Raw genomic sequence first — 18,910 nt, 5'->3', positions numbered from 1 at the left:
TGACCTAGCAACTTTCCAATCTTAATTCCTGACCGCTTCAAGGACTGGTTGAACATTTTTTAAATGAACGCTCAAATAGAGATGCTTCCTTTGGTTTGAACAGGAAAGAGCCGATTAACAAGACTTCTCGCTTATATATTGTACGCATGAATAATTACCCCGTACCGCGTTAGAGAGCATCGTACACCACTTCTACGAAACGAAAAAAGACAGCCTCATCACGAGCCTGTCAGTGCCGATACCTTCGGACCTTGTTAGATCTTTACTTTTTACTTTTCTTAGAAGCCAACCAGAAGACAAGAATTACTACCGGAATGAAAATAAACCAAGGGATGTTGATCGTGCTCTGAGTGATAAAAGCAAGAACCATTAATCCGATAGCCCCAAGGATAAGCCAAAGACAACCTCTGCCGAACGTTTCCATGACTGCACTCTCCTATGCTCATCGTGTTTAAGATGTTTATGTCGGAGCTCTTGATTTATGTATAAACCTCTATAGTCGCACATATGTTGGCTTCGGAAATAAATTGCATATACTCTCTAAACTAAAAATGGACGATGCTCCCACCATAACATCTTCAGCTACATACTCTTCAGTTCATACTATATCTGTTGATGGATAAATATCATAGCTTCTTGGTAAACAGGATCTCCATCGGATCATTCTCTTGCATTAAACAGCCGGCGTCTTTGTACCCTAGCTTGCGGTAGAAATGTTGAGCGTCTTCATTGGATTGAGTCGAGGTCATAGCTGTAGGATAACCTTGCTGCCTCATAAGCTGCTCCCAATGGAGTACAGTCTCTTTGCCGTAACCTTTGCCACGATAAGGTTCATCAAGCCAGATCAAGTTCATAAAGGGGGTGTTATCCCAAAGATATCCATATCTCATCCGGCCTATGACCTCTGAAGAATCCCTAAGCATAAAAATTTCTTTTTCTCTAATCTTGCTGGCAATAAGCGCCTTAGCGATATGTTGATCTCGATCTGCTATGTATGTATAATCCGCTTCGGTTGCAAATTCAATCTCCATGATATCCCCACTTTCACAAGCAAAATTCAACTCTTATACAACATAATAACTGCATGTCCTTCATTAACTTTCATTATCCAACTCACGTTCAATAGATGCCCTAAATAACTATACTATAGAGATGACGACCCAGCCTTGGATGGTCTTGTTTGAGACGGAGTCATGTATAAACTAAACAGGGGAATCTTACTTCCCCGTCTTTACGATATGGGCAAGCTTATACATTTCCGCGATATCATACCGGTTGATCGACTCAAATCTTCTTACCGCTTCATTAATATCTACGAGCTCCACCAGAGATACCTGCTCTCCATCCTCGGGATTCAGCGGCTTAGCCACAATCTTCACTTCACCATACCCTAGCAGACGAATAAAATTCGGATGCGGGATATGCGGGCGATAGGCAGCTTCGGCCGTAGAGGAACACTGAAAATGACCAAATGGCTGATAGGATACTAGCTCCGCCCCGATCTCTTCCATCAGCTCCCGCCTTAAGCCATCCATATAGTGTTCACCCGGCTCGAGTGTACCGCCGATCAGCTCCCATCTGCCATCCTCCAGCTGCATGACAACATACTGATTGCCAACGACAGGAATGATACTGATGTTGCTGATCAGCGATTCATCGGGTTCCTGTTCTATATTCAGATGAGCCGTTACCACTCCCCAATGGACCGGTCCGCTCAGTGTCTTGAATTGCTGCAACATCTCGTTCAATATAGGCCACCTCTTCTGGTTCGTTATTTTGCAGGTTAGGTTTGAATTCGTTTGCTTCAAATGAGCTTGATCTGCCTTAAGCTTATAACAGAAGCTGAAGATTTGCATCCTCCAGACGGAGCTACAAACTGGTGAAACAACATATTATTTCAGACAATATTAACGATGTTGACGCTATACATATCTGCAGTTTTGATGGAATAAAAGCATCACTTCAACATTCCCCATCATCCCTAAAAAACCTTCCCGATCAGCACCATCACCTGGCTCTCTCCTGTTCTCCGCAGCACATAATAGCCTTCTGTCGAAGCGGTTGCGATACCATCCGGACCTACGTTGCACAGCTCCCCTGGCTTGCACGATCCATCATCTCTGACCCGCAGCTTGCCCAGCATGCCGACGGCAACCCACTCGGGTCTTTGCATCCTAGGAATATAAGCTTGCTTCGGATTCCAGGCAGGGTTCAGCATGGGCTGAAGCTCTAGTCGCTCGGGAGCAAGGACTGCTCCTTGTTTGTCCAATAGTGCAGGCACAGTGACCTCATGATACTTTGTTCTTCCCCACTCGTCAGTCACATATCTTCCCTGCCAGCCCAATTCTCCTGAGTCTGCGAGATAAGCAGGCACGGCACTGCTCACACCCAAGATGTATCGATCTCCCGGACGTGCAGTTCTGACCCGATCCCCTTCCAGAGCAATAAAATAACCAGGCTTGATGGGCTGTCCATCTACCGTTTCGAACATTTCGGCATAATCTGCAGCCGGACTGCTGACGGTACCGTCAATTCTTACATCTCCATTGCTTAATATCTTGGCAGCCAGCCCAGGCGCTTCAGCGCTTGTCCCATTCGCCAAATACCAAGAGTACTCCTGCTCATTGGCTGCTCCGAATCTTCCCATGATGTGGACACCTTCAAGACCATTCGTGGAAGTACTTTGTCCTTCGGCGTGAGCATAGTTACTGTCAGCCATCGTGTTCACACCTTCTGAGTGAGAAGCAAGTCCTCCGGCTGTGGTGATCGCTCCTTCCGCATGAGCCGCTTGACCGTTGGAAACACTCTGATTACCCTCCGCATGAGACTGGTCGCCACTCGCCACCGTACGCTGTCCCTCCGCATGAGTAAAAGCACCGCTGGCGAGATTCAGGTTCCCCTCAGCGTGGGAGGCTCTTCCGCTGGCTGTATTGTTTTCACCCTCAGCATGGGCTGCCTGACCAGATGCGGTGGTCTCCATTCCTTCGGCATGGGAATTAAGTCCGCTCGCAATCGTCAATTCACCTTCCGCGTGCGCGTTAATGCCAGCTGCGATCGTGAGTCCGCCTTCGGCATGGGAGTTTTGCTCAATTGCCGATGTAAGAAATCCCTCCGCATGCGAGTTATCTCCATCTGCAATCGTAGCTTGACCTTCGGCATGAGCATAGAGCGCACGCGCCATGGTACCGCCGCCCTCCGCGTGCGAAGCCGATCCAGATGCAGACGTAAAATATCCTTCAGCATGGGCTGCCTCTGCACCCGCTACAGTCTGCTCCCCTTCCGCATGTGAGTATAGACCGGAAGCGATGGATGCTCCTCCCTCTGCATGTGAGGCATCTGCCAGCGCTTGTGTTAAGTATCCCTCGGCGTGGGCTGCCGTCTGTGTTGCTGTCGTATCCAGTCCTTCCGTATGGGATGAGCTGCCGATTGCCACCGTGTTGGTTCCTTCCGCTGTGGAACAGGTTCCTATCGCTTGTGAATTGCACAACATTGATACATCTCTCCTTCAGAATCTTTGATTCTATTATTCTATGAGAGAATATGAATAATGCCTGGGACATTGCTAGACAAGAGGTTTCTTTTTACGCAAAAGGGGATGATATGATGACTACGCTTCTTTGCACTTTCAGTAAATTTCTTTAGCCATGACCCGAAACTAATCTACCAACCGCAATTCTATCGACTCCTCCTCCCCCTCCCTTACCTCAAAGGATTCAACTTAAGAGCATATCAAAAAGACCTGCGAATAAGTCATAAGGATGAACCTGTTCGCAGGTCTTGCTGATATGCTGCATTGCTTTACTCGCTGTTTAATAAGAAGGTGGTTCTCTTTTTTAAACTTTTTACAGCCTAGATCGCCTTCGCTTCCGCACCAAGCGGCAGTGTAAAATAAACCGGCTTTTGCGATTCATTTTGCTGATATACAACCAGCAGCAGTGTTCTGCCTTCGGCAGCAGCCGGAGTGCCTCCAGCCAGCACCTTCTCCAGATGGAACGGCAAAATCTCCAGTACCGCATGCTTCTGCAGCTCTTTTTCACTCAGTGCCATGCTCTCGTATACCGAAGAAATCTCTTCAGGATGATCGCTTAGGCGCTTGATATACCCTGACCAATCGCTCTTCTCCAGCGTAAGATCCCACCATATTTTGCGCGGCTTGTACTTGTGACCAAGGAAGTAATCCAGCTTCATCAGACCAAGGATAACGTCCATGTTCGCCGTACCCCGATCCTCCAGGAATGCGCGCAGACGGGTGAACAAATCCTCCAGCTGGTGGCCGATCTTCTGCCAGCCCTGTCCTTCCCAGTAATCCCCGAACGCTTGGAAGAAATCAAATGGAGAGGTGAATTCCTGCTCCATCAAGTACTTCAGTGTATGATCCATCCGGTGTGCGTTCCAGTATTTCTCCAGCACATCCTCCAGCCGTTTCAATCGGACGATATCGCTGAATGGAAGGACGTCGCTTCCCAGTATTTCATAAGGTGCATGCTCCATATACGAGTAATTGTATTTGTCCGCATCGATTCGCAGACCCGTTCCCCGCAGCATTTTCAAGAATCCGAGCTGAAGCTCTTCTGGACCGAGTGCAAATACATCGTTAAAGGTCTTACGGAACGTATTGTAATCCTCCAGCGGCAAGCCGGCGATGAGATCCAGATGCTGATCGATTTTACCGCTCTCCTTGATCTTGCTTACGGTACGGCTCAGCTTCGTAAAGTTCTGACGGCGCTTCACAAGCTCATTCGTCGGATCATTCGTGGACTGAACGCCAATTTCAAACCGGAATATACCGGGCGGCGCATGCTCCGCGAGATAATCGAGCACCTCGGGACGCATAATGTCAGCCGTAATTTCAAATTGGAACACGCAGCCTCTGTGGTTCTCGATCAGGAACTGGAACATGTCGAGCGCATAATCACGCTTGATGTTAAACGTCCGATCCACGAATTTGATCAGCTTAGCTCCGTTATCGATCAGGTACAGAATATCCGCCTTGGTGCGCTCGATATCGAAGTAGCGTACACCAACCTCAATGCTTGACAGACAGAACTGGCAGCTAAACGGACAGCCGCGGCTCGTTTCGAAATACACGACTCTTTTACCGAGATCCGGGATATCCTCTGCAAAACGATGCGGCGAAGGCAGCTCATTCAGATTCGCCTTTGGACGGCCCGGCATGACGATAATCTCATTGCCCTTGCGATAGGCAACTCCATACACGAAGTGGTATTTCTGAGTCGTCTCGATCTCCGTCAGCAGCTGATGAAAGGTCTCTTCTCCTTCGCCAACCACGATAAAATCGACGTTTGTCAGTCGCTCCATCCAATATTCCACATCATAAGACACCTCAGGTCCGCCAAGAATGATTTTGACCTCGGGCATGACCTTCTTCAATATATTAATGACCTTGATCGTCTCTTCGATATTCCAGATATAGCAGGAGAATCCGATGACATCTGCCCCGCGCTGATATAGATCGGACACGATGTTCATGACGGGATCCTTGATCGTATACTCAGCAAGCTCAATATCAAAATCCTTCTCGCTGTAAGCCTTCAAGCAGCGAATGGCAAGTGACGTATGGATATATTTCGCGTTCAGTGTCGATAAAATAACCTTCATTCTGCACAACCTTTTCCCTGGGGTAATATATAATTCATTATCGTCTAAAAATCATAATCATCATAAGGCTCGTCCACAGAACTACCGCCCTGATTCAGGAAAAAATCCAGGAACGGCTGTCCGTATTTCTTGAATTTCACTTCCCCGACCCCTTTGATCTTCAGCATGTCACGTTCGCTCTGCGGACATACCACACTCATCTCGCGCAGTGTCGCATCATTGAAAATAATATAAGAAGGCACATGCTCCTTCTCCGCCAGCTCCCTGCGAATCAGCCTTAGCTGTTCGAATACCGTTTCATTAACCGCCGAAGGTGATGTATCCCGGCTCACACGACTGCTTCTGCTGCTGCGCGATGAGGCGGCTGACGCACTTACGCGGGCAACACGCTGCATCACTTCACGCTGTCCCTTGAGCACTTCCACTGCCAGCGGCTGTAGTCTGACTACAGGATACTGTCCTTCAGATAGGGTCAGATATCCTTCGGATACCATCACGTTAATGATCTCCGATATTTCCTTCTCCGAGCGATTGGACATGACTCCATGCGTAGGCAGCTGGTCGAATCCATACTCCAGCACCTTCTTGTTCCGCGACCCCTTCAACACCTGAGATACCATTGTAATGCCAAACCGTTCACGCATCCGGTGTATGCAGGAGAAGATCTTCTGCGCGTCAACCGTCATATCGATGAGTTCTCGGTCATCCGTGCATGAGCTGCATATGCCGCAGCCTGTTCCATCATGAACCTCACCGAAATAGTCCAGCTGTGCACTCCTAAGACATTTGGTCGTATAGCAGTAATCGATCATCTGCTGCAGCTTCCGGTAGTCATTCCGCTTCCGATCCTCATCCTGGAATTCACCCTGCTCAATCAGGAATTTCTGAGTCATGATATCCTGCGCGCTAAACAGGAGAATACACTGACTCGGCTCACCGTCCCGCCCTGCACGTCCTGCTTCCTGAACGTAAGCTTCCATATTTTTTGGCATATTGTAATGAATGACATACCTTACGTTACTCTTGTCAATCCCCATGCCGAAGGCATTCGTAGCAACAACGACTCTTATATCATCGAATAGGAAAGCCTCCTGGCTCGCCGCACGTTCGTCATCCGTCATGCCGGCATGGTAACGCCCTGCTGCAATCCCCGCAGATTTGAGCCGGCTGTACAGATCATCTACATCCTTACGGGTTGCCGCATAGATAATGCCCGCCTCATCCGCATGCTCGCGTGTGTAATCCATAATATATTCCTTCTTGTTCTCACCGCGCAGCACCTGCATCGCCAGATTATCCCGTCCAAGTCCGGTTACGAAGGTTTCAGGCTCGCGAAGCCGAAGCAGCTCCAGAATATCATCCATAACCGCAGGCGTTGCCGTCGCTGTGAAGGCAGCCACGATCGGGCGCTGGGGCAAATAATCTACAAATGGCGCCACCGCCAAATAGCTCGTCCGAAAATCATGTCCCCATTGAGAGACACAGTGTGCTTCATCGACAGCGACACAGGATATGGGCAGTGCGGCCATCTCGTCTCGGAACCAGTCGAGTTCAAGACGCTCCGGGGCGACGTATAACAGCTTCAGCTCTCCGCGCTGTGCCGCCCGGATCCGATCATTCACTTCACGTCCAGTCAGTGTACTGTTGATATATGCAGCAGGCACGCCCATGGCAAGCAGGGCATCCACCTGGTCCTTCATTAGGGAAATAAGAGGTGACACCACCAGGGTCAGTCCCGAATGCAGAAGCGCCGGAATCTGATAGCATATCGACTTGCCGCCGCCTGTCGGCATGATGCCCAGGGTATCTTGTCCTCTCAATAAGCTGTCCACTATTTTCTTCTGGCCTTCCCGAAAGTCGGGATAACCGAAGTAAGTCTGAAGCAGCTCGCGTGCCTCATCCATTGTTCGTTCTTGTATACTCATTGCCGTTACTCCTCACCGTCTTTCTTGATAAGAGAACATCACCTGTTCGTATTCAGCTTACATCTATCCAGAATGAATGAACTATAGCGTTAGATTTACGATCTCAATCTATTTAGTGTACCGAACATCCCTGCTCTACATCAAGATGCCTGGTGGATTTCATTTCAGAATTGCTTCATTTATATGTAGATTGATCCTAAAACGCAAAAAAAGGAGGTCATCTCATTGAAATGACTTCCTTTTGTCGTTCTATACCCACTCAGGCTAGCTTCTGCTCATAGATTGAATTAATCTTCCATCCATTCCGGCTCATCATAGCCTGGGAAATGCTCATCCAGCAGCTTCCTGAACTCGGTGGACTGAAAATGCTCTTTCAAGCTGCGGGCAAAGTTTGTCCCTTGATCCTTGCTGCGCACGACCAGCTGGTCCTGGAATTGACCAGGAACATCCTCTACATCAAGTGCCTCCTGCTCTGTAAGGCCTGCATCGACAGCAATATGCAGGGGGGCAGCAATAAGTGCTTCGTTCTTGATTCGATCGGAGAGCTGATCGATGGGTGCCTTTTCGAACTTCAAATTTTTCGGATTGTCCGTGACATCTGTCTCCACAGACATCTCAGATAATGACGCGCCTTTGCGGATGCCAATCAGATTCTCGTCCTCCAGCATCATCAATGCACGGCCCTGCATTAAGGGTTCCTCCGGAATAATTACCGTCGTACCGTTTGCAATCTGGTCATCGTCCTTGAATGTATTCGAATACAGCGCAAGCGGCTCGGTCGGAACGCTTGTTAACGTCGTCAGCTGCTCCTTCCGATTATCCATGAATGTATTGATATACGCATCGATCGAACCTTCAGCAAGCTTCGTCGCTGCCTCTGATGGGTCTGTAATTTCTGTGACCTGTAAGGTGTAGCCCTGCTTCTCAAACAGATCCTTGATCGTTTTGTCGATAAATTGCTTGCCTGCACCTTCTGTCCCGGCAATCACAATTTGTTGATCCTCATCGATATTTTCCTTGCTTATGTCGTTGCTGTTCTCCTCTACCAAATGATCACCACAAGCGGCGAGCAGCAAGCTAAGTACAGCGAGAAGTGCTAGTAGATGAAACTTCTTTTTCTTCATGTTCATGATGTCTATTCTCCCTTTTCTTCATACTCTTATAAGATTTCATACTTGAGCTCATTCTATGCATCATCATTTTACCACGAACAACCTCCACGACCCCAGGCGATTCCGTGCAAACTTTACCTCTTGTGTGGTATATTAACCAGGATATCAAGAACTAAACGCTTGATGGATTTACCGTATTTTTAACCGAACCAGGAGGCCTTAAGGCATGCGAAAAAAAACGAATTATCAAGGTACAGAGGATGACTACAGCAACCGTCCACCGTCAGCCTCGAACACCAGATCACATAAAGGCAGCAAAGGACAGGCTTCAAGCTTCAAAGGAACAGCCAAATCCGCTTCGAAAAAGCCTGCTTCGACTCCATCGGCGCCTGTCAAGAGCTACATCGTCCAAGAAGACGCTGAGCTGCTCCCCTACCTGCTGGCGAACTTATCCAATAAGAGCCGTAATTCAATCAAGGCACTCTTGTCCCGCGGCCAGATTAGCGTAGATGGGAAGACCATTACGGCATTTAATTATCCTTTGACCAAAGGGATGAGCGTCACGATTGATCAGGAGAAAAAAGAAGAAGCTCCTCCCCTCATTGGCCTGACGATTCTGCATGAGGATGACGACATTATCATCGTAAATAAGGATTCTGGCTTGCTGTCTGTTGCTTCCGACAAAGAACAAGAGCTTACAGCCTATCGTCAGCTGACGGCCCATGTCCGCGTATCCCATCCGGCTAACCGAATCTTTATCGTTCATCGCCTTGATCGGGATACCTCAGGAGTGATGATGTTCGCCAAGAGCGAAGCCATTCAGCAGTCTCTCCAAAATGCTTGGCGTGATACGGTCGAAGAACGAACCTATGTTGCGCTTGTGGAAGGTAAGGTCAAGCAGGAGCAGGGCACGATTACCTCCTATCTAAAAGAGAGCAAGACACTCAAGATGTATTCCACACCCTATGCAAATGATGGGCAGAAGGCCGTTACTCATTACAAAACACTGCAAACCAGCAACGACTATTCATTGCTTGAGATTCAGCTCGAGACCGGGCGCAAGAATCAGATCCGGGTTCATATGGAGGAATTGGGACATCCGGTTGTCGGGGACAAGAAATATGGCGCCAAGGGACGAGGCATCGGCCGACTTGCTCTGCACGCCAGAGTGCTTGGCTTTACTCATCCGGGGACAGGGAAGCAGATGCGGTTCGAAACACCGATTCCCAAAGCTTTTCTCAGACCTTTTCCACCGAAGTGATCTCAGCCGATAGCATTATATCGCCTTCGCATCCACCTTTTTATGTGATGAGTGAAATGGATTCCAACACCATATTTACTTATGCTTCCTCTTTAATTCCCAGCTATTCTGGGTAAAGTATGTACAGGACTGTACATGCTACTAGCGATACTCGGGACAGGAGGCAAGCATTCATGGCACTTACACCAGAACAGCGCATTGAGCTGCACGGGTTCAACAATCTGACCAAATCCCTCAGCTTCAATATGTATGATGTGTGCTACACCAAGACCAAGGAAGAACGCGAAGCTTACATCGAATATATTGATGAACAATATAATGCAGACCGCTTGACACAGATACTGACGAATGTATCCCATATTATTGGAGCGCACGTGCTTAATGTGGCGAAGCAGGACTACATCCCTCAAGGGGCAAGCGTAACACTACTCGTCTCGGAAGGTCCAGTAGGCGATGCTGAAGAAGAATCGTTCGAAGAGTCACCTGGTCCGCTTCCGGATCATGTGGTGATGCATTTGGACAAGAGTCATATTACGGTTCACACCTACCCGGAGTTCCATCCCTATGAAGGAATCAGTACCTTCCGTGCTGACATTGACGTATCCACTTGTGGAGAGATTTCGCCGCTGAAGGCGCTGAATTATCTCATTCATTCGTTTGATACGGATATCATGACGATCGATTATCGTGTGCGCGGATTTACCCGTGATATTGATGGGAATAAGCTGTTTATTGATCATGACATTAGCTCGATCCAGAACTACATTCCAGCCAGTATTCAGCAGCAATTTGATATGATTGACATCAACGTGTATCAGCACCATATTTTTCACACCAAATGCAAACTGAAAGAATTTGATCTCAACAACTATTTGTTCGGTTATACGAAGGACAAGCTGAGTGCAGAGGAACAACAGGAAATTACGGAACAGCTCAAAACAGAGATGGACGAAATTTATTATGGCATCAATATGGATGCCGGTGTCATAGACGAGAATGCAGAAGAGGATTTTATATACCAACGGGCAGTCGATATGGATACATGACATCGAGCAAAAAAAGGACAGCATCGCCGAAAACTAGGAATTTCGGTGCCAGCTGTCCTTTTTATAATTTAATCACGCAAGAACTTCACAGCAAACTTGGCGGCTTCATGCACCTCTTGCACAAAAGCCCTGTTTTCCTTCTCCCACTCCAGCTCATCGTCCAAGGCAATTTCCTCTATGAATTCGTTTAACAGCTCAGCCAGCTCTTTTTTGCCAGGGGCTTTGCCTGCGCCTTTTCCTCTAAGCAGCTTGACTACAGAGCGAACGACGCCAAGACTCTCTTTAATGTAGGCATATTCGTCACGATCCCAAGCCTTCGGGTTGTCCATATCCAGAAATACAATCCATTGATCAAGTAAGTCAGCTGCTTTTTTAGATGTCAATTGTACCATAATATTCTTCATTTCTCTCCTTCAAAGTTTCCTTGTCCTAACGATAACCGTTGATTATGAAAGTAGCAAGTTCCGTTTGACAGCTCGTGCATATATCCGGGCACCGAGTGGAAGTAAAAACCAAGTTGACGTATGACTCCTATTTATTTAAACTAAAGTTGTTAAGAGGTATTAATATTTAATATATTTAAACAAAAAATGCAGCAGGACTTGAGGTGAATGATTCGTGAAATACGAATTACTGTCTAAACTAATGAGCGGCTACATGACGAACTTTGTGGTGAAATATGCCAAGATTTTGGACAACGATCTCACCTCGTCGCAATACTTCATCCTCCAGACACTGGCTTGGGAAGGTCCTCAGACTTCAACCTATTTCGCAGGCCAGCTGGATGTAACGATGCCGGCAATTACGAATTTGACCAACAAGCTGGTTAGCAAAGGGTATATTGAGCGGCGAAGTGCCGAATCCGACAGACGTAAGGTTGTACTGCATATTACGGATCAAGGGATGGCCGTCGAGCAGAAAATGCTGGATAAGTACAAGGAGCTTACGGATGGATTATGGTCCGAGTTCTCAGAAGAAGAGATGGATCTGCTTATCGCTTCGTATCAGAAGATGCTTAAGCATTTGAATCAACCAAAGGACCCATCTCAGTCTGACAATTAAATTAATTTAGGAGGAACATATCATGGGAAGATTAGATAATAAAGTAGCTATTATTACAGGTGCAGCTGGCGGTATGGGTAAGGCGGACGCGCTTCTTTTTGCTAAGGAAGGGGCTAAAGTGGCTATTACGGATCTGCAGGAAGACAAAATCCAGGAGGTTGTAGCCGAAATTACAGCAGCCGGCGGAGAAGCGATCGGATTCAAGCATGATGTAACGTCTGAAGAAGGCTGGATCAACATTGTTAATGAAACCGTTACCAAGTTTGGAAAAATCGATATTCTTGTTAATAACGCTGGTGTGTCCAACGCGACTCCTTTTTTGGATCTTACGGTTGAAGGATTCGAAAAAACCATGTCCATCAATGTAACCAGCATCTTCCTTGGTCAGAAGTATGTCATTCCACATATGATCGAAGCTGGGGGCGGCTCCATCGTGAACATCTCTTCGATCGCTGGTCTGACAGGCGGCAGCGGCGCAGGTCCATATACTGCAAGTAAAGGCGCTGTGCGGATGCTGACCAAGGCGACGGCAGTCGATTATGCGAAGCACAATATTCGTGCCAACTCCGTTCACCCGGGTTATATCGAAACACCGATGACTGTCGATATGTTCAAGGACGAGCGCATGACACAATGGTTCCAGTCCCAAACTCCGCTCCCTCGTCTTGGTAAAGCAGAAGATATCGCTAACGGCGTATTGTTCCTGGCATCGGATGAATCCTCCTATATTACGGGAGTAGAGCTGCCCATCGATGGAGGCTATTTCGCAAAATAATTCTGCATAAAGGGAGTGTTGATATAATGTCTAATGATAAAAAAATCGCAGTCATCACAGGCGCTGGAAGTGGAATCGGCAGAGCAAGCAGTATCCAGCTTGCGGAGGATGGTTATACCGTTGTACTTGTCGATTATAATACGGAATCCGGAGAAGAGACGCTTCGTCTGATCAAGGAACAAGGCGGCGAAGGTATCTTCGTTCAGGCCGATGTTTCCAAGAGTGAGGATGTACAGAACTATGTGAATGAAGCTGTTCAAGCCTATGGACGAATTGACTTCTTCTTCAATAACGCCGGGATTGTACAGAAATTTTCCATGTTTGATGATATCGAGGAAGCCGAATTCGACCGCATTATGTCAGTTAACGTGAAGGGCTGCTTCCTGGGGATGAAATATGTTCTGAAGGTAATGAAGGATCAGGGCAGCGGACATATTCTCAATACCGCGTCTACTGCAGGAATTCGCAGCGAGCATAGTGCAGGTGCCTATTCTGCAAGCAAGCACGCGGTTGTGGGGCTCACCAAATCTGCGGCTTTGGAATATGTCAAAAAAGGAATCCGCGTGAACGCCATTTGCCCAGGTGGAGTCAACACCGCCTTGACGCAAAGTGTTGCTGCATCATTCCAGCAAGGCGGGTATGTCCCTGAAGAGCTGTCCAATATGAGAATGGGACGCCCTGCGGAGTCGAACGAAATATCCGGTGTCGTCTCGTTCATGGCCTCCCCTGCCTCCAGTTATATGACAGGCTCAATTGTAACGGTGGATGGCGGTCTTACTCTTTAATTTTGTGCATACTACTTCGGATAGATGGCTGTATCTGCATTAAGCAGGTGCAGCCTTTCTTCGTGTATGCTAAGAGATTCTGCAGCTAAAATAGACTATAATAGAATGTGTATTGTTATTACGAGAGGAGTGCTGAGTAGACATGGATTATACTTCGAACCCGAACAACTGGTTCCATGGAAATAAGGTTCGGCTTGCCGCAGCAATTCAGCAGGATGCACAAACACTTGCAGGTTATACAGAAGACTATGAATATTTGAGGAATTTGGACACGGATTATGCGGTTCCGCAAACGGTTCAGGAGAATGAACCCAAGAGTGCCCGGATGGATCACGGTGTTGAATTTATGCTGCGTACGATTGATGAAGACCGCCTTATCGGCTTTGTCGCCCTGCACAGCATCGAGTGGAACAATCAGTCCGCGAGACTTGCCATCGGTATTGGCAAGGCAAAGGACCGTAACAAAGGATACGGCAGCGATGCACTTCAGCTCATCTTGCGCTACGCTTTTCACGAACTGAATCTGAACCGGGTCAGTCTGGATGTCATTTCGTATAACGAGATTGCCTATCATGCCTATAAGAAGGCCGGCTTCGTTGAAGAGGGCCGTATGCGCCAAGCCGTTCTGCGCGGAGGTCAGAAGTACGATCGGATCATGATGGGCCTGCTGAGAGAAGAATGGGAAGCTCGCAAGCCATCCTGATCCTCCATGAGGCTCCAGCCATCATATGATTGTAAAAAAAGATAGATACAGCATATTCAGTTATATGCCATATCTATCTTTTTTGGTCGTTTCTACACGTCAATTAAACCAGCACATCCTGCAGCTCCGTATGCTTATCCATCACACTGCTGGCAAAAGAACACATCGGGACAACCTTTAGCTCATTGTCTCGTGCATATTGGACGACTTGCTTCACCAGGTCAACTCCCACGCCTTCACCCCGAAGCTCCTCTGACACAAAGGTATGGGTAATCATAATGACGCCCGGCCCTTCCCCGCCTTCACTGCCTGGCTCAAATTCAATTGTCGCCGCCTTCTCGCCATCATGCTCTACGTAGAACTCATTAGCTCCCTGCAATATTTCGCTCATCATATGCATCTCCTCTCTATGTTCGTCTCTCAGATGATCGTGCATCTAAACATTCCTACATACTCTTACACCGCAACATCCAAGGATGACGCACGATCTGATGATTTGACTCTTGATGTGGTTGTAAATGCATGAGCTTGCCTAACCTATCTAACTTAGCTTGCCAAGATCCTATGAAATTTATAACAAATTTGCGCTCATTCGAACTCGCTTCGCTTAATTCTCCATCCCATTCGGATAAACTATGATCTTGAGACTGCCGCTCTTATTATGAATAGCCCGCTCCATCGCCTCCTGAGTCTCTTCCAAGGCATAACGGTCGGTAATGAGTGTGTCTACTGGAATATTACCTGAAGCAAGGAACTTGATCCCATCCGGATAAGTGTTCGCATAACGGAATACACCGTAGATGTCGATCTCATTATCTGCGATGAATGGAACGTTCAGCGGAATTTCATCCTGAGCTGGAAGGCCGACAATGACAAGTCTGCCCCCGCGGCGCAGTGCAGACAGCGCTGAACTCAGTGCCCGCGGACTCCCTGCAGTCTCCCAAGCCGTATCTACACCGATTCCGCCGGTAAGCTCTTTGATCTTGGCATTGGCATCCACTTGCGTTACGTTAATGGCATGCGTAGCCCCCAGCTCAAGTGCTGCCTGAAGCCGAATATCCTCTAGATCAGTAACGATAATCTGGCTCGCACCGAAGGATTTGGCGGCAGCTACCGCCATCAGGCCGACGGGGCCCATCCCCATAATGGCAACCGTCCCGCCAGGCTTAAGCTGACAGCGATTCGCAGCATGAATTCCTACTGAGAATGGCTCGACAAGTGCCGCTGCTTCATAAGATAGCTGATCTGGAATGGGAAATACGAAATCCTCCCGAATCGCTAAGTATTGAACGAACGCACCGTCAACAGGAGGAGTAGCTAGAAATTCAACATCGGGACACAGGTTATATCTGCCTTCTTTACAATAACGGCATCTACCGCAGGTTACGCCGGGCTCAATTGCTACGCGATCTCCTGTCTTCACACGCTTCACACGATCTCCAGTCTCTACAATAATGCCTGCACACTCGTGCCCCAGTATAATGGGTTTCTCTACCACGAATCGCCCAATTCTGCCATGCTCATAATAATGCACATCTGAACCGCATACCCCAACCGCCATAATTTTGACAAGCACCTCGTCGGGCTTAACCTCTGGTATAGGCAGCTCCTTGATCTCAATGTGACCTGGTTTATCCATAATTGCTGCTTTCATTAACTTTACGTTCTCCATATTAGGCACTCTCCTCGGTCATATAAATTTGAAAGGAATTAAAATGAACACGGTTACATCATTACGAATCCGTACCCCCAATGATCAGGTAATACAGCTAAATGTCATAGCTCTTCTAACCTGACACAATACTCATTTCCAGATTTTCAGTGACAAAAAAGAGATCTTTCTCTTTCATACTACCATACTTGTATGGTAGTATGGTGAAGAAATGAGGTGAAATTTTAAATGGATTTACATATTCGTCCTCAGCCGACTTCTACAAGAGAAGCCGTGTACGATGCTTTGAAGGACCAAATCTTGAATTTTGACCTCATTCCGGGAACAAGCATATCCGAGAAAGAAATTGCATTACATTTTAATGTCAGCCGTACACCTGTACGAGAGAGCTTTCTCAGACTAGCTGGAGAAGGACTGCTTGATGTGTATCCTCAGCGCGGTACGATGGTATCTCTCATTGACCTATCTCTCGTTGAGGAGGCCCGCTTCATGAGAGAGCAGCTGGAATGCGCCGTCATACGCCTTGCGTGTCATCAATTCTCGGAAGTGGACATTGCTGAGCTGGAGCTGCTGCTTGTTAGACAGCGTGCTTCCATGGAATCACAAGATAACAAATCGATGTTCGAGCTTGATGAAGCCTTTCATCGCACCTTATTTACAAGATGCAGCAAGAGTAATACTTGGGCAGCAATGCAGCAAATGAACGTCCATATGAATCGTATCCGCAAGCTGCGTCTTGCAGCAGATCATGATTGGCAGCATATTTATGATCAGCATCAGCAGATGGTCGATTCCATTTCCAGACAGGATGAGGAGCGTGCGGTAAATCTCATGAAGGACCATATGAACCTGGCGATTCATGATGAACGCTTCTTAAGAGAGAAATTTCCAACTTATTTTAAACCTTGACCAATGAAAGGTGGCTGCTAACATGAAAATGGTATTCCGCTGGTTTGGCGAAGGCAACGATACGGTCACTCTGAATCAAATCAGGCAAATCCCAGGTGTCGAAGGCATCGTATGGGCGCTGCATGATGTTCCTGCAGGTGAAGAATGGCCAATGGACAAAATTCTCGAGATCAAGTCTCAGGCTGAACAGGCCGGGCTTCATCTTGATGTTGTTGAAAGCGTGAACATCCATGAGGATATCAAGCTTGGCCTTCCCTCCAGAGATAAGTACATTGAGAATTATAAGAGAACGATCAAGAAGCTCGCTCAGGTCGGCGTTAAAGTCATCTGCTACAATTTTATGCCGATCTTCGACTGGCTGCGGACAGACTTATATAAGGAAGGACCTGACGGATCCACTGCTCTTTTCTATGAGAAAGCCCGAATTCACAATATGGATCCCTTTGATCTCGTTCATCAGATCAATCAGGATTCACAGCTCACAATGCCCGGCTGGGAGCCTGAGCGGCTGAAGCATCTGACCACTCTATTTGAGGCCTACAAGAATGTTACAGAAGAAGACCTGTGGGCCAATCTGGCATATTTCCTGAATGAGATCATTCCCGTTGCGGAGGCCCATGACATAAGAATGGCCATTCACCCGGACGATCCGCCATGGTCCATTTTTGGTCTGCCGCGGATTATTACGAGTCAGGACAACGTCCGTCGTTTCCTCTCTATATATAACAGTCCGAGCAACAGCATTACGCTCTGCAGCGGCTCACTCGGCGCAAACCCAGGGAATGATATCGTCTCCATGATTCACGAATTCAAGGACCGAATTCCATTTGCCCATATCCGTAACGTCAAAGTATTTGATAACGGTGATTTCATTGAGACATCCCACCGTACACAAGATGGAACGGTCGATATTACGGGAATCGTTCAGGCATACCACGACACCGGATTTACCGGATATGCCCGTCCAGATCATGGGCGGCACATATGGGATGAGAAATGCAGACCCGGCTACGGACTCTATGATCGAGCGCTTGGCATTATGTATTTGTGGGGACTATGGGACGCCTACGCCAGAATTAAAGAAGGAAATACGCTGGAAGAGCAGGTGAAGAGCATATGAGCAGCCTAAGATCACAGCCACACCACGCAAGTCTTGCCGGAAAAGTAGCTGTTATTACGGGAGGCTCTGGTGTGCTCTGCCGAGTGATGGCGGAAGAGCTGGCAAGACAAGGAGCCAAAGTCGCGATCTTAAACCGAACGGTGGAGAAGGGAGCCGCAGTCGCTGATAAGATTAATCAAAATGGCGGTACCTCCATTGCGGTAGCCTGCGATGTAACGGACGAACAGAGCGTGATGAATGCTGCGGACACCGTCGCACAAGAGCTTGGCCTCTGTGACATTCTCATCAATGGCGCTGGAGGAAATCGCCCAACAGCTATAACTACGAATGAAATTTTTCAGACAGAGGATCTAACCAGAGAGGATACTGTCTCCTTCTATGATCTGAAAGTCGAAGGCTTTCGTGGCGTCTTTGATCTGAATATCGTAGGCACGCTGATTCCGACGCAAATATTCTCCAAACAAATGCTCGGCAGGGAAGGCACAACTATTATCAATATCTCATCTATGAGTGCATACTCCCCCATGACGAAGGTTCCTGCCTACAGTGCAGCAAAAGCGGCGATTAGCAATTTCACGGAATGGCTGGCTGTTCACCTTGCTGAGGCCGGCATCCGTGTTAATGCGATTGCACCGGGCTTCTATCTCACCGAACAAAATGAGAAGCTGCTGTTAAATGAAGATGGAAGCTTGACTGAACGTTCGAATAAGATTATCTCGCACACTCCAATGCGCAGGTTCGGCAAGCCGGAGGATCTACTGGGCACGCTGCTATGGCTGGCTGATGATCATGCTTCCGGCTTTGTTACAGGTACGGTCATCCCGGTTGATGGAGGCTTTAACGCCTATTCGGGTGTATAATTCACGGAATAGAACTTATAATTTCAATACTGTCACAGGTCTGCGTAGTGTACGCAGGCCT

General features: G+C 47.7%; 19 protein-coding genes. 9 read left to right on the top strand and 10 right to left on the bottom strand.

All coding sequences use genetic code 11. The annotated features are described in order from the left end of the window. Nucleotides 1-262: 262 nt before the first annotated feature. From ACFSVM_RS03660 to ACFSVM_RS03630, 7 genes are all read right to left on the bottom strand, one after another. Nucleotides 263-424, bottom strand: coding sequence for a hypothetical protein (locus ACFSVM_RS03660; protein WP_205053686.1), 162 nt, complete (start codon nucleotides 422-424; stop codon nucleotides 263-265). 202 nt (nucleotides 425-626) lie between these two features. Further along, complete coding sequence (locus ACFSVM_RS03655; protein ID WP_379260470.1) at nucleotides 627-1,031, bottom strand: GNAT family N-acetyltransferase; 405 nt, start codon at nucleotides 1,029-1,031, stop codon at nucleotides 627-629. A 186-nt stretch (nucleotides 1,032-1,217) separates the two neighbouring features. Then, entirely contained in the window at nucleotides 1,218-1,739 is a 522-nt protein-coding gene (locus ACFSVM_RS03650; protein WP_379262865.1) for an NUDIX hydrolase, read from the bottom strand. Nucleotides 1,740-1,981: 242 nt separating this feature from the next. Then, the gene (locus ACFSVM_RS03645; protein WP_379260468.1) at nucleotides 1,982-3,490 is read right to left on the bottom strand and encodes a peptidase G2 autoproteolytic cleavage domain-containing protein; all 1,509 of its coding nucleotides are present in this window, start codon (nucleotides 3,488-3,490) and stop codon (nucleotides 1,982-1,984) included. 359 nt (nucleotides 3,491-3,849) lie between these two features. After that, entirely contained in the window at nucleotides 3,850-5,619 is a 1,770-nt protein-coding gene (locus tag ACFSVM_RS03640; protein ID WP_379260466.1) for a B12-binding domain-containing radical SAM protein, read from the bottom strand. A gap of 44 nt (nucleotides 5,620-5,663) precedes the next feature. Continuing rightward, a complete protein-coding gene (gene recQ / locus ACFSVM_RS03635; RefSeq protein ID WP_379260464.1) occupies nucleotides 5,664-7,544 on the bottom strand; it encodes a DNA helicase RecQ in 1,881 nt (626 codons plus the stop codon). A gap of 287 nt (nucleotides 7,545-7,831) precedes the next feature. Continuing rightward, entirely contained in the window at nucleotides 7,832-8,674 is an 843-nt protein-coding gene (locus ACFSVM_RS03630) for a MetQ/NlpA family ABC transporter substrate-binding protein (protein WP_379260462.1), read from the bottom strand. Nucleotides 8,675-8,882: 208 nt separating this feature from the next. Between ACFSVM_RS03630 and ACFSVM_RS03625 the strand changes: the two genes are divergently transcribed. Further along, entirely contained in the window at nucleotides 8,883-9,917 is a 1,035-nt protein-coding gene (locus ACFSVM_RS03625) for an RluA family pseudouridine synthase (RefSeq protein WP_379260460.1), read from the top strand. Between the two features lie 173 nt (nucleotides 9,918-10,090). Then, the gene (gene speD, locus ACFSVM_RS03620) at nucleotides 10,091-10,963 is read left to right on the top strand and encodes an adenosylmethionine decarboxylase (RefSeq protein ID WP_379260458.1); all 873 of its coding nucleotides are present in this window, start codon (nucleotides 10,091-10,093) and stop codon (nucleotides 10,961-10,963) included. Nucleotides 10,964-11,031: 68 nt separating this feature from the next. Here speD and ACFSVM_RS03615 read toward each other — a convergent pair whose 3' ends face one another. Further along, nucleotides 11,032-11,367 carry a hypothetical protein gene (locus ACFSVM_RS03615; RefSeq protein WP_379260456.1) on the bottom strand — a complete coding sequence of 112 codons (336 nt, stop codon included), beginning with the start codon at nucleotides 11,365-11,367 and terminating at the stop codon, nucleotides 11,032-11,034. Nucleotides 11,368-11,581: 214 nt separating this feature from the next. On the opposite strand from ACFSVM_RS03615, the gene ACFSVM_RS03610 reads away from it, so the two are divergent. The 4 genes from ACFSVM_RS03610 to ACFSVM_RS03595 all read left to right on the top strand — a co-directional run bounded on the left by ACFSVM_RS03610 (nucleotide 11,582) and on the right by ACFSVM_RS03595 (nucleotide 14,288). Next, a complete protein-coding gene (locus ACFSVM_RS03610) occupies nucleotides 11,582-12,025 on the top strand; it encodes a MarR family winged helix-turn-helix transcriptional regulator (protein ID WP_379260454.1) in 444 nt (147 codons plus the stop codon). 22 nt (nucleotides 12,026-12,047) lie between these two features. After that, a complete protein-coding gene (locus ACFSVM_RS03605) occupies nucleotides 12,048-12,800 on the top strand; it encodes an SDR family NAD(P)-dependent oxidoreductase (RefSeq protein WP_047912066.1) in 753 nt (250 codons plus the stop codon). Between the two features lie 26 nt (nucleotides 12,801-12,826). Beyond that, a complete protein-coding gene (locus tag ACFSVM_RS03600; RefSeq protein ID WP_379260451.1) occupies nucleotides 12,827-13,585 on the top strand; it encodes an SDR family NAD(P)-dependent oxidoreductase in 759 nt (252 codons plus the stop codon). Nucleotides 13,586-13,727: 142 nt separating this feature from the next. After that, nucleotides 13,728-14,288, top strand: a complete 561-nt coding sequence (locus ACFSVM_RS03595; RefSeq protein WP_076311903.1) for a GNAT family N-acetyltransferase — start codon at nucleotides 13,728-13,730, stop codon at nucleotides 14,286-14,288. 103 nt (nucleotides 14,289-14,391) lie between these two features. Here the strand turns inward: ACFSVM_RS03595 and ACFSVM_RS03590 are convergent, their stop codons facing one another. Both ACFSVM_RS03590 and ACFSVM_RS03585 read right to left on the bottom strand, forming a co-directional pair. After that, nucleotides 14,392-14,682, bottom strand: a complete 291-nt coding sequence (locus tag ACFSVM_RS03590; protein ID WP_256209602.1) for a GNAT family N-acetyltransferase — start codon at nucleotides 14,680-14,682, stop codon at nucleotides 14,392-14,394. Nucleotides 14,683-14,895: 213 nt separating this feature from the next. Next, nucleotides 14,896-15,960, bottom strand: a complete 1,065-nt coding sequence (locus tag ACFSVM_RS03585; RefSeq protein ID WP_379260448.1) for an NAD(P)-dependent alcohol dehydrogenase — start codon at nucleotides 15,958-15,960, stop codon at nucleotides 14,896-14,898. A 228-nt stretch (nucleotides 15,961-16,188) separates the two neighbouring features. Here ACFSVM_RS03585 and ACFSVM_RS03580 point away from each other — a divergent pair, with 228 nt between their 5' ends. The 3 genes from ACFSVM_RS03580 to ACFSVM_RS03570 are packed head-to-tail and all read left to right on the top strand — an operon-like array spanning nucleotide 16,189 to nucleotide 18,849. Next, a complete protein-coding gene (locus ACFSVM_RS03580) occupies nucleotides 16,189-16,869 on the top strand; it encodes a GntR family transcriptional regulator (RefSeq protein ID WP_076311906.1) in 681 nt (226 codons plus the stop codon). Between the two features lie 22 nt (nucleotides 16,870-16,891). Beyond that, nucleotides 16,892-17,989, top strand: a complete 1,098-nt coding sequence (gene uxuA / locus ACFSVM_RS03575; RefSeq protein ID WP_379260445.1) for a mannonate dehydratase — start codon at nucleotides 16,892-16,894, stop codon at nucleotides 17,987-17,989. Continuing rightward, nucleotides 17,986-18,849 (top strand): SDR family oxidoreductase, encoded by an 864-nt coding sequence (locus tag ACFSVM_RS03570; RefSeq protein WP_090723695.1) that lies wholly within the window; start codon nucleotides 17,986-17,988, stop codon nucleotides 18,847-18,849. Before uxuA ends, ACFSVM_RS03570 begins: the two co-directional genes overlap by 4 nt. Nucleotides 18,850-18,910 lie beyond the last annotated feature (61 nt).

This window comes from Paenibacillus shunpengii, assembly GCF_042684905.1.
Lineage (GTDB): Bacteria > Bacillota > Bacilli > Paenibacillales > Paenibacillaceae > Paenibacillus > Paenibacillus shunpengii.
This window is presented reverse-complemented; position numbering and strand designations above follow the sequence as displayed.

What these genes read in the sequence shown, in the direction of transcription:
- ACFSVM_RS03570 (WP_090723695.1), top strand. Translation starts at nt 17,986, where the DNA reads ATGAGCAGCCTAAGATCACAGCCACACCACGCAAGTCTTGCCGGAAAA.
- ACFSVM_RS03615 (WP_379260456.1), bottom strand. Translation starts at nt 11,367, where the DNA reads ATGAAGAATATTATGGTACAATTGACATCTAAAAAAGCAGCTGACTTA.
- ACFSVM_RS03585 (WP_379260448.1), bottom strand. Translation starts at nt 15,960, where the DNA reads ATGGAGAACGTAAAGTTAATGAAAGCAGCAATTATGGATAAACCAGGT.
- ACFSVM_RS03645 (WP_379260468.1), bottom strand. Translation starts at nt 3,490, where the DNA reads ATGTTGTGCAATTCACAAGCGATAGGAACCTGTTCCACAGCGGAAGGA.
- ACFSVM_RS03640 (WP_379260466.1), bottom strand. Translation starts at nt 5,619, where the DNA reads ATGAAGGTTATTTTATCGACACTGAACGCGAAATATATCCATACGTCA.
- ACFSVM_RS03580 (WP_076311906.1), top strand. Translation starts at nt 16,189, where the DNA reads ATGGATTTACATATTCGTCCTCAGCCGACTTCTACAAGAGAAGCCGTG.
- ACFSVM_RS03600 (WP_379260451.1), top strand. Translation starts at nt 12,827, where the DNA reads ATGTCTAATGATAAAAAAATCGCAGTCATCACAGGCGCTGGAAGTGGA.
- uxuA (WP_379260445.1), top strand. Translation starts at nt 16,892, where the DNA reads ATGAAAATGGTATTCCGCTGGTTTGGCGAAGGCAACGATACGGTCACT.
- ACFSVM_RS03660 (WP_205053686.1), bottom strand. Translation starts at nt 424, where the DNA reads ATGGAAACGTTCGGCAGAGGTTGTCTTTGGCTTATCCTTGGGGCTATC.
- speD (WP_379260458.1), top strand. Translation starts at nt 10,091, where the DNA reads ATGGCACTTACACCAGAACAGCGCATTGAGCTGCACGGGTTCAACAAT.
- recQ (WP_379260464.1), bottom strand. Translation starts at nt 7,544, where the DNA reads ATGAGTATACAAGAACGAACAATGGATGAGGCACGCGAGCTGCTTCAG.
- ACFSVM_RS03630 (WP_379260462.1), bottom strand. Translation starts at nt 8,674, where the DNA reads ATGAACATGAAGAAAAAGAAGTTTCATCTACTAGCACTTCTCGCTGTA.
- ACFSVM_RS03605 (WP_047912066.1), top strand. Translation starts at nt 12,048, where the DNA reads ATGGGAAGATTAGATAATAAAGTAGCTATTATTACAGGTGCAGCTGGC.
- ACFSVM_RS03650 (WP_379262865.1), bottom strand. Translation starts at nt 1,739, where the DNA reads ATGTTGCAGCAATTCAAGACACTGAGCGGACCGGTCCATTGGGGAGTG.
- ACFSVM_RS03595 (WP_076311903.1), top strand. Translation starts at nt 13,728, where the DNA reads ATGGATTATACTTCGAACCCGAACAACTGGTTCCATGGAAATAAGGTT.
- ACFSVM_RS03590 (WP_256209602.1), bottom strand. Translation starts at nt 14,682, where the DNA reads ATGATGAGCGAAATATTGCAGGGAGCTAATGAGTTCTACGTAGAGCAT.
- ACFSVM_RS03625 (WP_379260460.1), top strand. Translation starts at nt 8,883, where the DNA reads ATGCGAAAAAAAACGAATTATCAAGGTACAGAGGATGACTACAGCAAC.
- ACFSVM_RS03655 (WP_379260470.1), bottom strand. Translation starts at nt 1,031, where the DNA reads ATGGAGATTGAATTTGCAACCGAAGCGGATTATACATACATAGCAGAT.